The 13,236-nt window shown below is 42.4% G+C and carries 9 protein-coding genes; 7 read left to right on the forward strand and 2 right to left on the reverse strand.

The annotated features are described in order from the left end of the window. Positions 1–825 precede the first annotated feature (825 nt). The 4 genes from QE357_RS03785 (at position 826) to QE357_RS03800 (ending at position 7,740) form a co-directional block, all read left to right on the forward strand. Complete coding sequence (locus tag QE357_RS03785) at positions 826–4,053, forward strand: DUF6443 domain-containing protein (protein ID WP_309705975.1); 3,228 nt, start codon at positions 826–828, stop codon at positions 4,051–4,053. After that, on the forward strand, positions 4,050–4,502 hold the full coding sequence (locus QE357_RS03790; RefSeq protein WP_106635052.1) for a hypothetical protein: 453 nt from the start codon (positions 4,050–4,052) through the stop codon (positions 4,500–4,502). Before QE357_RS03785 ends, QE357_RS03790 begins: the two co-directional genes overlap by 4 nt. A 59-nt stretch (positions 4,503–4,561) precedes the next feature. Then, complete coding sequence (locus QE357_RS03795; RefSeq protein WP_106635053.1) at positions 4,562–4,930, forward strand: SdrD B-like domain-containing protein; 369 nt, start codon at positions 4,562–4,564, stop codon at positions 4,928–4,930. Positions 4,931–5,403: 473 nt separating this feature from the next. Continuing rightward, on the forward strand, positions 5,404–7,740 hold the full coding sequence (locus QE357_RS03800; protein ID WP_309705979.1) for a hypothetical protein: 2,337 nt from the start codon (positions 5,404–5,406) through the stop codon (positions 7,738–7,740). Between the two features lie 472 nt (positions 7,741–8,212). Here QE357_RS03800 and QE357_RS03805 read toward each other — a convergent pair whose 3' ends face one another. Further along, on the reverse strand, positions 8,213–8,632 hold the full coding sequence (locus QE357_RS03805) for a nucleoside-diphosphate kinase (RefSeq protein ID WP_106635055.1): 420 nt from the start codon (positions 8,630–8,632) through the stop codon (positions 8,213–8,215). A 346-nt stretch (positions 8,633–8,978) separates the two neighbouring features. On the opposite strand from QE357_RS03805, the gene QE357_RS03810 reads away from it, so the two are divergent. The 3 genes from QE357_RS03810 to QE357_RS03820 all read left to right on the forward strand — a co-directional run bounded on the left by QE357_RS03810 (position 8,979) and on the right by QE357_RS03820 (position 11,961). Then, positions 8,979–10,016 carry a bifunctional oligoribonuclease/PAP phosphatase NrnA gene (locus QE357_RS03810; protein WP_106635056.1) on the forward strand — a complete coding sequence of 346 codons (1,038 nt, stop codon included), beginning with the start codon at positions 8,979–8,981 and terminating at the stop codon, positions 10,014–10,016. 92 nt (positions 10,017–10,108) lie between these two features. Then, positions 10,109–10,981, forward strand: coding sequence for an FKBP-type peptidyl-prolyl cis-trans isomerase (locus QE357_RS03815; protein ID WP_106635057.1), 873 nt, complete (start codon positions 10,109–10,111; stop codon positions 10,979–10,981). Positions 10,982–11,082: 101 nt separating this feature from the next. Further along, positions 11,083–11,961, forward strand: coding sequence for an FKBP-type peptidyl-prolyl cis-trans isomerase (locus QE357_RS03820; protein ID WP_309705983.1), 879 nt, complete (start codon positions 11,083–11,085; stop codon positions 11,959–11,961). 57 nt (positions 11,962–12,018) lie between these two features. Here QE357_RS03820 and QE357_RS03825 read toward each other — a convergent pair whose 3' ends face one another. Beyond that, positions 12,019–13,218, reverse strand: a complete 1,200-nt coding sequence (locus QE357_RS03825; protein ID WP_309705984.1) for a hypothetical protein — start codon at positions 13,216–13,218, stop codon at positions 12,019–12,021. Positions 13,219–13,236: the final 18 nt, after the last annotated feature.

Consider the following 13,236-nt stretch of genomic DNA (forward strand, 5'->3'; position numbering starts at 1 on the left):
GCTTAAAGCCGAAGACTATAGAGTCAGTCCTTAGTTCTAATTTCTGTTTATCCGAAACTTACAACACAGTCGTAAATGTCTAAGAAAATCTTCTGTGATCCTAAGCATTACAAATGCTTTTTCGCAAATCCTCGTTTCAAATACTATTTTTAGATAACCTTTAATGCCTGTCTTTTTTCTAAGATTTACAATAAGTCATATCTATGGTGTAAAGCTAACATCAAATGTTAGGCTGCCAATCAGTTAAAGTTTGAGTGAGATCTAATCCAAGAATAGGCCGCTGTATGTAATAAATACCAGCTGAATTAGTTACTTGGATTGTCTAGTTTAAAGCCTATCTAGCCATATTTTTTTACCTGACACTATTTTATAAATTTATTTCAAAAGCTTTATTTTAAGTCTATCTATTAATCATACATGCTATACTAAAGCAGTGTAATCATTTGTTAATTTTATTTTTTTACTTGCTTAACTAATTGAATTTCAGTTCTTATTATATCCAGAATTTGATGACTAGATCCAATGAAAAGTCTCTTTGCTAAGTTACTTTCTCAAGCTTTTTAAAAAAAATAAATTTTAATTGGTTGTTCAGAAAAAACAAATTAGAATTGCATTAAAATCTAACGATTCCACCGCCTAACGCTTATGAAACTTCTGTACCTTTTACCCTTCCATTGTTTCGGTATCCACTGATCTTTCAATCGGAAATTTCTCTTTATATAAGTAAGCTAGTGTATGCTAGTTTGCCAGGGTATGCTTTGCTTTACTTGAGGTATATCTGATCAGTTATTGCCCATTGCCTGACCACCTACCTGTCCATCATTTATGGATGCGAAATCCTATTGTCGTATAGTTTTATACGTTAGTTTATTTTCTCTGTTTTTTTCTCTTCACCTAGGAGCTCAGAGCACGGATCAGAACTTCATTTTATCCCGTACTTATAAAACTCGCCAAACGTCCCTTGCTACGAACGTGAAAGAGGCGAGTCAACAAGTGCAATACCTGGACGGCTTAGGCAGACCCCTGCAAAGCATTTCCATTCAGGCCAGTCCCCTCATGGGCAGTTCGGCTCCCCAGGATATTATTTCGCATATCGAATACGATGCCCTGGGCCGGGTTAGTAAATCCTACCTGCCTTATCCAGCGTATGGGAATGGCAGCTATCAAAGTGGAGCGGCCGATGCAGCCAATGCCTTTTATAACTCCTCGAACTTCAATTACCCCAATACCCGAGGTTTTACGCAGACGGAATATGAAGCCTCGTCACTGAGCCGTCCGCTCAAGCAGTATGCGGGAGGCAGCAGTACTGCCGTAAACATTAGCTATCAAACGAATGCGGCTAGTGAGGTTAATTTCTATACGGTTAGCCTGAGCAGTAGTGAGAATACGCCTCCTAGCTTAGGGCAAAGTCAGACGTATCCTGCGAATGCACTTTCCTACACGGAGACGAAGGATGAGGATGGAAACAAGGCGAGAGAATACAAGGATAAAGCTGGACGGGTGATTCTGAAACGGGTATACGCCAATGAAACGTTAGATACCTATTACGTGTACAATAGTTTAGGTCAGCTGAGCTTCGTGTTGCAACCCCAGTATCAGGTTACGCAGGATGTCAACTTATTTGCCTTCCGTTATACGTATAACAAGAAGGGGTTGCTGAGTCGGAAGCTGATTCCGGGGGGTGGGGAAACCAGCCTTACTTACAATGAGCGGGATCTGCTGGCTACGAGTACGGATGCCCGGGGTCGTACGACGTATTATACGTATGACGGGCTTAATCGTCCCCTGGAAACGGGGGAGGTGATTGGCAGTACTCAGGTTCCCCTGACTCGTACGCGTTATGATAGTTATCCTACTTCGACAAGTTTAGAACAATATAGCCAGCCTGGTTTCGAGTCCTATGCGGGCAGTAGTGCGACGACAGCTACGCAGGGACTAGTGACGGTGACGGCTACGCGTATTCTACAGGCGGAATCCAATCAGCCCAGTAGCAAATGGTATTTTACTACGCACTACTACAACGATCGTCAACAGGTCATCGAGACCATTCGCGATCTGTACGGTTTTTCGGGGGATGCCAAAGAGGTGCATGCCCGTCAGCTTCGCTTTGACGGGCACGTGCTGGCTGAGTTAGTAAAGCAGAATCTTCCCTCGGGTATTCACAGCGTAGAGAAGTTCTACAGCTACGATCAGGCGGACCGGCTACTGTCGACGCGTTATGTGGTGAAAAAAGGAGATGTTCTGCAAAAAGACGTAACGCTGGCGGCTCACCGCTACGATGGGATCGGTCAGCTTCAGCAAACGTTTTTACACTCGGTGAATGCGACGCAGTTTCGCGAGCAGTTAGACTACAAGTATACGCCCCGAGCGTTTTTAAGTACGATCCTGGGTAAAAGCAGTGGGGGGGACAACTTTGGCATTGATCTGCGTTACGATCAGGTAAGTTCGGGAGCGACGGCTCAGAAAAACGGGAACATTGCTCAGCTGCTCTGGAAGAAGAATGCCAATGACTGGACGGGTTTTAACTACACCTACGATGGAGCCAATCGGCTGAAGACGGCGGTAGGGGTAGGGGCCATTGGTTCCATCAAGGCGTATACGTATCGAGAGACGATATCCTCGTATGATCGCAATGGTAATATTAACGGCCTGAGTCGTTGGGGAGAAGGGAGTCAGTGGGATGATCTCACGTATACTTATAGCGGTAACCGTTTAAGCAAGGTCTATGATGCTACTACGGGCAGTGATAAAGCGAAAGGCTTTGACAATGGCACTACCGTGAATAACACAGACTATAGTTATGATGCGGCAGGGAACTTGATTCAGGATGCCAACCGGGGCATTGCGGCTGAGGGGATCAAATACAACCTGTTGAATCTGATTGGGTCCATTCAGCTGGACAGCCTAATCACCTACGATTATGACGCTTCAGGAACCAAAGTAAGAATGACCCGAGGGGGCGTGTACCACACGCGGTATGCAGGTCTTTTTGAATACGATGAAAATAATTTTCTAACGCGGATCGCTACGGAGGAAGGGCAGATCAGGGTGAGCAATGGCGGTAATAACTACGCCGTGGAGTATTACCTCAAAGATCACCAGGGCAACGTGCGGGTGGTGCTGGATGAGAATGGGAATAAAGTACAGGAGACGGAGTACTTTGCTTTTGGGCTAGCGATTCCGAAAACGATGGGCTCGAATAAGTATCTTTACAATGGCAAAGAGTTACAGCCGAAAACGGGTTTTCTGGATTATGGGGCTCGGCAGTATGATCCTGCTATTGGACGATGGATGAGTATTGATCCTCTAAGTGAAAAATTTATATCTATATCACCGTTTAATTACGTTTCAAATAATCCAATTGTATTATTCGATCCAGATGGAATGGATATTAAATCAACACATACTGATTTATATGGTAACATATTAGCTGTCTATAATGACGGCGACTTGGGCGTTTATACACACAAAGATGCTAATACTAAGGAAGATATAGACAAAAAGCACTCAAATAAAGATACTTCAGCAAAAGGGAAAAAAATGGGCGAGACGGCTTATTGGGATGAGTTCATTATTCCAGGGACTAGTACAGCTGGTGGTAGAATTATATTCAATACCTCATGGGATGATCTTATTGATTGGGGTAATAACAGAGCTATTAACCAAGATTTAACAATAACACAGAAGGAATCTAAACTTAAAGCTGAGTTAGACATAAAAAATAATAAAGCATGGACTACAGGCGATCCTCCGCAAATGACAGGAAGACTGCTAAATGGTAAATATACCACTGCTAGATCAGCTGGCAACTATCTAGCTGGTATGAATGGTGTTATGGGAACTTTTCAAGGTCATCATATTAGTGGAGAAACCTATATGAAGTTGGCCGGAGCTTATCAGCAAAGAAAATATAATAAACTTAACATTATTCAAATTATGCTAAATGGCAAAGCATTTGGAAAAGCTCCGTATTATGGAGAAGAACCGTATTCAGGGCGTCGAATACTGGAAGGAATTAAGGAAGGATATAAACGATTAAATACAAAAAAATGAAAGCATGTGTAATGATTTTTGTGTTTTTATTAACAAGTTGTTTATCTGAAGGAGATAACTTCCAATCAAAGCAGCTTAAATCTACAAAAGGTGAAACTATTTATGTAAATACTGTAAACTGGGGTGTAACCAACGATTATCAGATGTCATGTATTTCAAACAACCCTAATAAGCTTAAAGATATAGCTGACTCTTCTTATACAGTTAGAGGGCTTGAACCATTTTTATATTCATTTAAAAATGATACTCTTAACTTATTTTTTAAAGATAGTGTTAATTATAAGCTTTCAGACAAAACCAAGACAATTAAAGTTCTTTATCATATTTTAAATAAAGACGAATATTATAAAATATATTCAAAGGCTTTAGTTAATGATGAGTTTTTTACTGTACCTGCTACCATAAACAAAGGTTATCCTAAAGATATGCCTTTACCAAAGTCTCACTAAGGTAGCTTACTTCAGTATCTAAACTTTAATTCAACATTAGCAAATTAATCCATTGACCTATGCGAATATATGTGTTTTTATGGTGGGCCTTCAGCCTGCTGAGCGGCACCTGCTTTGCCCAGATTCAGGGCAAAGTCTATCAGGATGGCAACGCCAGCGGTAACCAGGATGCCTTTGAAGCCGGCATTGCGGGCATTCGCATCGCGGCCTTCAATGCCCAATCCCAACTCATCGATCAGACCCGTACCGATGGGCAGGGATGGTATACTTTGTCGGTGACCGTGGGTCAGGCTGTATCTCTACGTTTTCTCGACGTACCCAAAGGGCTTAGCCCCAGCAAAGCTTCTCTTTTGAACCGCTTTCTGACGGCTCCGGCCCCCCCTGTTCCAAGTGTTCGTCCAAAGGACGCCACTTGGAACGAACGATAAAAAGGCAGTTTATAACTGCTGCCAGTTACAGACTGATAGTCATCCGTCGTTGTGAGTATTAAGTGGACCAATCTATTGATGGACAACATCCGATGAAATATAAAAAATAGTAATAATCTAAGAAAAAAAATTCCATTAGACCATATGCCTAAAACTAAAAATGTACCCCGAAGATTAGGAAGTTGACCTTAGTCTTGGGTTGAGTCCAATTCCAATCGAAAGGCTGGAAAAAGCGTAACCCATTCATTCGTCAACCTAACCTAATTATTGAGGTAAATCATACCATGAAAATATCTTTATTAATAAGCCTTTTAACGATTGCTGGTGGGTCTTTATCTAGGGGTATATGAGGATGTCAATGGTCAGTTCGATTACTTTGATCCTGATAAAATAGGCATAGTTATTAAAGCCTTATCAATTCAAATAACGTAAAAAGGTTTTTGCTATTCAAGAGTTAGTAAAACGTAAATACTATGCGATTAAAATACTTTTTGATCATCCTTTCATTGATTCAGGCCTTAAATTCTTTTTCTCAAAAGCCTGAGGTAATTCCTCCGTCCCCTAACGTGGCAAGTTTTACAAAGTATGGAGACATTCCCGTTAACTTAAGCACTGGGCAGGTGGGCTTGCAAATTCCCATTTATACGATTCAGGAGAAAGGATTGACCTGGCCCCTATACCTATCGTATTCCTATACGGGCTATCGTCCTTCTGAAGAAGCCAGCTGGGTTGGCAGAGGTTGGGCTTTCTCTACCGGTACAGTAAGTAGGACCATACGGGGCTTGCGGGATGAAGCCCTAAATGACGGTTACCTATCTACATATTCGATTGTAAAAAGCATTGTTGATCTGCATCAAAACAATGCGAGTAACCAGGCTTTTTTGAAAACCGTAGCATCGGGAGCTAAAGATGCTGAACCTGATCTTTTTTCATTTTCGTTTGGATCATACAGCGGCAAATTCAGTTTTGGTTCTGATGGACTAATACATATTAGTTCAAACCTCCCCTTAAAAATAACCTATGAAATTGCCACTCAGCCTTTAGACGCTACCTACTCCGCCATTGGCAGATCTATTATCAAATGGATTTTTACGGTTGAAAACGGAACTCAGTATATCTTTTCAGACGCCGAATATGGGTGGAGTGAATCTCCTCAAGGGGCTTATAATATCAAAAATAGTAAGTCTATTACTTCTTGGCATATTTCCAAGGTAATAGATATAACAGGTAATGCTGTTAATTTTTCCTATACTACTCCCTCTGACACCTACAAGCGAGTACAATGTAGTTATACACAAAGGAAAATTTTACCGGTTCCCGCTTGCGTATCTAGTCTGGATTATGATGGTATACAGTTTAACTATTCTGCGGAACGATATCTTTCATCCATAGAAAGCTCTACTGTAAAAATTAGTTTTAATTCTATTCTTCAGAGCAAACCGCTCAATGGAAGTACTAGTTACTTTCGAAAACTCAAGGCCATACAAATTACCTCTAACATAGGCACTAGCATACCTATCAAAAATTTTAGTTTTGATTATGATTCTGAAGGCCTGGACTTGTTAACATCTTTTCAGGAAAGTGGAGCAAATCCATATATATTCTCATATGAATCATTGAATAAGCTTGGAACAACCAGAGCTGTTGACTACTGGGGGTATTACAATGGTCGGGAACAAAATAGTTTGATTACTTACGGGGACATTATTTCTAATCGAGAGCCCTCTTATTCCCATACTCTCATGGGATCGCTAAACAAGGTTCAATATCCAACGGGAGGAGCATCAAGTTTTGAATATGAGCTTAATACCGCTAGTTATAAACAAGCTGCAGTTAGTCCACGAACTAGAACCCTTTATAGAGGTAAAGTATTTGAGTGGACTTATAATGGCCAAAGTCTAAACGTAAATAGTAGTAATAACTTTAGTTTATCTGTCGCAACGAACTGTAAAATAACGTATTCATTGCGAGACAAAAATGGCAACAACCTTAGTATGTATCAAAGTTGTCAGGGTTTACCTAATTCTGATGTACTTTCCGCTGGTAATTATACAGCAGAAAACTTTATGAATAAGCATTGTCAGCTAGCTCCGTTTAATACGGGGGATATACTTACGGCTACGGTTACGCTTATTACTACAGTAACTGATTTGATTTCTAATGTCGGCGGTCTGAGAATTAAAAAAATTACAGATTACGTAGGAGACACTACTGTAGCTAAAGTAAAAGAGTATAAATATAATAGATTCGATTCTAATAACCTATCTAGCGGAGCTGTGGCAGATTGGCCCGATAACCATTATGTAACTACGTTAAGTTCTGATTGTTATGCAGCTTACCAAGTAGATGTATGGAAGTCGGAACCAATTAACTCAATGGCAGTGACACCTATTTTATATTCTAATGTAGAAGAACGAACAGGTGATAGAGTTAATTATTATACTTTTTTAAGTTACGAAAACGGCTACCCTGATTATTATGGATATACCCTGTTTGATTCCTCAGATGACCCTATTCGGGAATCTACAGCTGGACCCACAGAAAGCTACGAGTTTGCTCGTGGATTTAATACCTCTACTGTAACCAAAAATAAAGCCGGGACTACATTATTTAAGACAACATATACCTACCCTACGGATAAAAATATAGCAACACTTTACCGAGCTCCAGGTATTTACATTGAAAATATAACGGGGTCAGGTGGTAATGAATTCACAATAGATGGGTTTAATTCCAAAGCCTACAAAGTGCCATTAGGCTATGTGCCAAAAACCAAAGAAGTCTCCGAAGACTATGGAGCCAATCCTTAGGCTTCGGGTTGAGGCTTGTTTGCATCGAAAAGATTGGAATAAGCGTGACTCATCCATTCGTCTACCTAACCATCCAAGGTAAATCATACCATGAAAATACCTGTATTAATAAGCCTTTTAACGATCGCGAGCGGTTCTTTGTCTGCTCAAGTGAGTAGCCGGGCGTATGAGGAATATCAATAGTCAGTTGGATACCTTTGAGTCGGCCAAAATGGGTAGTTTAGTCAAAGTCTACAGTCTGAGTCAGGAGCTCGGTCAGCCCCAGTTGATGACTCAAAGCTGTAGTAATGAGCGTGTCTGCCTATCGAGATTTGTTATAAAGACTTTAGTAGTTAAAAAATCCTTAGAGCGTTCACGTCTAACTAGAACTATTCTCTCCCTTTCATTTTAAACTTATCAAGATCTAAATACCATAAAAAACAAACGAGGCTTGAAGTTTATTCAAGCCTCGTTCAGATAAGAAGAAAATTACTTAATACTGTTCGGTCTGAGCAAAGAAGAAATTAGACTCAATTTCAGCGTTTTCATCTGAATCAGATCCATGGATCGCATTGGCTTCCATCGACTTTGCAAATAATTTCCGGATGGTGCCTTCTTCTGCATTAGCAGGATTGGTGGCTCCAATCAGTTTACGGAAGTCAGCTACGGCGTTGTCTTTTTCCAGAATGATCGGAACGATAGGGCCAGAAGACATATACGCACACAAATCATTATAAAAAGGACGCTCGGCATGCACGGCATAGAACTTGCCCGCCAGCTCTTTCGTCAGCAGTGTTTTCTTCAAAGCAACAATACGAAATCCAGCTTCTTCAATTAGCTTGATGATTGCTCCGGTGTGACCATCGGCTGTGGCGTCAGGTTTAATCATCGTAAAGGTGCGGTTCTGTGCCATACTATTGAACAGGGTTAAAGAATTCAATTTAAAGTGGTGATGAAAAGAAGGGTAGATTCATGACCTGAAAAGCCTTGAATTTTACCATTATGGCCGCAATTTAGGGATACATTTTTACCAGAAGGCTAACCTCCGCAGAAATGCAAAGGTTTTTGAACTGTTTTTCAATAACTTTGCCCGCCCAATAGACGGAAGACTTAGCAAAATGCGTTTGATAAAGAATTGATTCACAGAATATTGATGGATCAAATCGCTTCTTTCCAACGGTATGGGGATTCACGAACAGTAATCTTTACAAGCTGAAAACAGGCCTATGGGCCGTTTCAGTAAAGACTACGACTAAAAAATGAACGAATTGAGTATGAATCAGGATGCGTTGCAGGCTTTACAGACTTTGGTCGACACGCCACAACGGGTAGTTATCACCACTCATTATAATCCCGATGCCGACGCACTGGGTTCTTCGTTAGGCTGGGCTGGTTATCTGAAAAAGAAAGGGCACACAGTTAAGGTAATCACTCCGTCAGAGTCGCCGCGATTTCTTTCCTGGATGTCGGGTAATGAAGATGTTATTGAGTTTAGTCACCGAAACGCGGCCCTGGCGGCTCAGACCGTAGCGGCGGCAGACGTAATTTTTTGTCTGGACTTCAATGCTCTGGCTCGTTTGCACGATCTGGAGGCCATTATTCGCAATGCTACGGCTCCTAAGGTAATGATTGACCATCATTACCATCCCGAAGATTTTGCCATCATCGCTATTTCTGAACCCACCGCAGCGGCAACGGCTCAGATGATTTACCAGATCATTGGTGAACTGGGCGGAAAAGATCTGCTGGACGTAAGCATTGGCGAATGCTTATACGCCGGTTTGATGACGGATACGGGTTCGTTTCGCCACCCCAGCACTAATCCAGCCGTTCACCGGATGGCTGCGGAGTTAATCGAGTTAGGCGTAAACACGAATCGCATTCACCGGCTGATTTTCGATAACAATTCCCTGACCCGAATGCAGTTTCTGGGGTATGTATTATCTCAAAAATTAATCGTATTACCTGAATACAAAGCAGCTTACGTTGCCCTGACGAACGAAGAGCTTAAACGCTTCAATTCCCAAACGGGCGATACGGAAGGGGTAGTTAACTATATCCTTTCGATTGAAAACGTGGTAATGGCTGTATTACTCATCGAACGGGATCGGGAGGTTAAGTTATCGTTCCGCTCCGTGGGCGACGTATTTGTGAATGAATTTGCCCGGAAGCATTTCAACGGTGGCGGACACCGCAATGCCGCTGGCGGACGTAGTCAGGATTCTCTGGAGGGAACGGTTAACAGATTGGTCTCCTTATTACCTGAAATTAAAGACCAGTTAGATCGGGAAATCTAACCAGTCTACCCCTGGCGGAGTTGAGGCTTTTTTTCTCCATTGTCTTCAATTCCGTACTTTTGTTTTTAAACTCTGAAATAGAATTAATTCTCATGCAAAAAAAACTCTGGATGCTGCCGGTTCTGGCTGCCACCACCCTGTGGTCCTGTAACCAATTTAAGGTCAGCGTCGCTGAAAATGGAGTAAAATACCAATTTCACGAACACGATGAAAAAGGTAAAGTAGCGAAAGATGGCGAAGTAATGACGTTCAACATGGTCGTGAAAACGGCTAGTGACTCTATCCTTCGCGATTCTCAAAAAGAAGGCCAGCCTTTGGTAATGCTGGCTCAGAAAGGCCCCTACAAAGGCAGTTTTGAAGATGGCATGAAAATGCTCGCTGCTGGTGACAGTGCTACGTTCTATATCAGTGTGGACTCACTCTTCCGTGGAGCAAGTATGCAGGCTCCACCTCCATTTGCAAAACCCGGAACTGATTTTAAATTTCAGGTAAAGCTGCTGAAAATCGAAACCCAAGAAGCATTCCAGAAACGTGCCGAAGCCGAACGTGCGGCTCGTCCGAAGAAAGAAGAAGCGGATATTGCTGCTTACCTGGCAAAAAATAACCTTAAAAACGCGGTGAAGTTACCTTCAGGGGTGCAGTACGCCGTAACAACTCCCGGAACGGGCGTGGCTCCTGCCAAAGGTGATACGGTGAAAGTGTTCTACGCGGGTAAATTATTAAGCGGAAAAATCTTTGACGAAAACCACAAAGAAGGCTTAACCTTCCCCGTGGGTGTGGGTCAGATGATTCCCGGTTTTGATGAGGCCGTTCAAAACCTGAAAAAAGGAGAAAAAGCTACCATCCTGATTCCTTCAGCTCATGGGTACGGCGAGCAGGGTTCTCCAGGAGCCATTCCTCCCAACTCTGTCCTTGTATTCGACGTACAATTAATTGACATAAAAAAGGGTAAATTACCTGTTTAGTCACTGAATTTCGATTTTTCGACGAAACTTTTCAGGAATCTTCCAACCGAAAGACACCGCTTTGGTGTCTTTCATCGTTTACTAACAAAAATTGTGTCGCAATGAAATTCTATCTCCCTTTCGTATTGGCAGGAGCAAGTTTATTAGCAGGTTGCAAAGGAATTAACAATGAGGCCTCTGAGAAGCTTGATGAAAATGATAAACAAATTCAGGCTTATATCGCAAGTAACAATTTAGCTCCAACAAAGTCGCCTTCTGGTTTATATTATCAGTTAAAAAATACAATTCCTACCGCAAGGGCTCCTAAGGAAGCAGAACTGGTATACTATACACGTGTAATTTCCCAATTGAACAACAAAGTAGTTGGTGATACTACCAACAAAATTTTCAAAGGCTATTTCGGTTACACGACTGGACCCTTAGCTGTCCACGAGGGCTTGTCTTACATGAAGGAAGGTGAGTCTAGTGTCCTTTTATCTCCTTACTCCATTGCGTTTGGGATGGATGCTATTAAAGATACGCTGGGTAACGTTCTTTTACCGGCTTATGCTCCCGTTCGGTTTGATCTTAAGCTTATAAAAACCCGTAATGAATCCGAACAGATTCAGGATTACATCGCAGAAAACAAGCTACAGGTGACAGGATCAACGACTGATAACCTGAATTACATCCGATTAAAAGAGGGAACAGGCTCCACTATCGCCGCAGGTAAAGCGGTAGTGGTGAAATATGTAGGAAAGCTTGTAACGGGTGCTGTGTTTGATAAAAGCGATTCTTTTTCCTTTACGGTAGGAGTAACTAGTTTGGTAAGTGGATTTACCCAAGGGGTACAAAAAATGAAAGTAGGAGAGAAAGCAATCATCATCTTCCCTTCTGCCTTGGGTTACGGTGTGAATGGACGAAGAGATGGGTATGGCCAATACGTCATTTACCCAAGTGTTCCATTAATATTCGAATTAGAGGTATTATCCGCTAATTAGCATTAGGATTGATTAAAAAAAGGAAACCCCGACCTGAGCAGGTCGGGGTTTCCTTTTTTAATTGAATTTTCTTCGAACAATCTCATAAAAATCGTCGGCCTCGTCGGCTACGTCCCGCCATTTGTACTGGGGAGCATAAACCCGATTCATCAAATCCTTGGCCTGATCAAAGCTCTGGGCTTTTTCCAGTTCATCAATGGCCTGATGGTAGGCGGTAGCGTCACCTTTAAAAAGCTGATTGATGAAAATGAATTTATGGTTCAGCGAAATGAAGCTATGAATGCTGGAAATGGGTCTATGCTGATACTGACTGCCCAGCGTTTCTGCTGGTTTTTCTTCCTTCAGTTTTTCATTAAGCATCGTCGGCTGCATCGAAAATTGATCGTTTACGCTGGCCGTCACGTCTTCGGCAGGGGTAATGGCCGGGGCCGTTGGAATTGCAGCGTAATCGGGAGCGGGCAGTGCCGTTTCCGGAGCTGAAGTAGTCGAAATGCTGGAGGCAATAGAGTCAGGGCTGGATTCCGTACGGCTAATACCGGAAGTCGCTACGTAGTATTCATCTCTCGAAGGTGAAGACCCCGCTGTCGTTACTTCCACCTGATCAAAAAAGCTTTGATCCGATTCGGCTGGAATTTCTTTTTCGTACAACGATTGCTCATCAACGGGAAGGGTAGAAGCAAAAAGATCAAGGGTTGCCGGAATAGAATCCAGACGGCTGGCATCGGCGGTTAACTCCTGTACCCATTCAATGGCCCGTGCAGTATAAACGGCAGAATCGTTACCCAGCCGTTCGCTGAGGCCGCTGATAACTCCCTTGTGAAGTCGGTTATATTTCTGAAAAGCTTTCAGGTTTTCGGCTGTCAATCGAAAGTCAGGTAACTCACGTAACCAGCCTTCCAGGTATTCCTGCGGAGCCAGCAGAAACTCCAGACTTTCGTGTGTAGCCTTGGCCAGCAGTGGCTCCAGGTCTTTTTGCTGAACGGAAATATGCTTGGAAACAGTATTAAGAAAACTTTGCAGGGCCTTTTTTACTTCCTCACTTTCGAAATTGAAATAAGGACTACGGAAAGCCGTTGCGGTCTCTTTCCAGACGTCGTACAGATCCCGAATGACAAACAGATTCACTTGGGAAACCGGGCTTAACCGCAGGAGGGTATCTCCGTCAATCCGATCCCGATGAGCATACTGCTCTTTACAAAGCTGTGCCGCATACGCTTTAGCGTAGGTTTCAATGGCGGCAACGTCTAACTTCGGCATAAGGCTTTTACTGTTTTC

The sequence above is a fragment of the Siphonobacter sp. SORGH_AS_0500 genome (assembly GCF_031453245.1).
In the GTDB taxonomy this organism is placed as follows: Bacteria; Bacteroidota; Bacteroidia; order Cytophagales; family Spirosomataceae; genus Siphonobacter.

What these genes read in the sequence shown, in the direction of transcription:
- QE357_RS03785 (WP_309705975.1), top strand. Translation starts at nt 826, where the DNA reads ATGGATGCGAAATCCTATTGTCGTATAGTTTTATACGTTAGTTTATTT.
- QE357_RS03790 (WP_106635052.1), top strand. Translation starts at nt 4,050, where the DNA reads ATGAAAGCATGTGTAATGATTTTTGTGTTTTTATTAACAAGTTGTTTA.
- QE357_RS03795 (WP_106635053.1), top strand. Translation starts at nt 4,562, where the DNA reads ATGCGAATATATGTGTTTTTATGGTGGGCCTTCAGCCTGCTGAGCGGC.
- QE357_RS03800 (WP_309705979.1), top strand. Translation starts at nt 5,404, where the DNA reads ATGCGATTAAAATACTTTTTGATCATCCTTTCATTGATTCAGGCCTTA.
- QE357_RS03805 (WP_106635055.1), bottom strand. Translation starts at nt 8,632, where the DNA reads ATGGCACAGAACCGCACCTTTACGATGATTAAACCTGACGCCACAGCC.
- QE357_RS03810 (WP_106635056.1), top strand. Translation starts at nt 8,979, where the DNA reads ATGAACGAATTGAGTATGAATCAGGATGCGTTGCAGGCTTTACAGACT.
- QE357_RS03815 (WP_106635057.1), top strand. Translation starts at nt 10,109, where the DNA reads ATGCAAAAAAAACTCTGGATGCTGCCGGTTCTGGCTGCCACCACCCTG.
- QE357_RS03820 (WP_309705983.1), top strand. Translation starts at nt 11,083, where the DNA reads ATGAAATTCTATCTCCCTTTCGTATTGGCAGGAGCAAGTTTATTAGCA.
- QE357_RS03825 (WP_309705984.1), bottom strand. Translation starts at nt 13,218, where the DNA reads ATGCCGAAGTTAGACGTTGCCGCCATTGAAACCTACGCTAAAGCGTAT.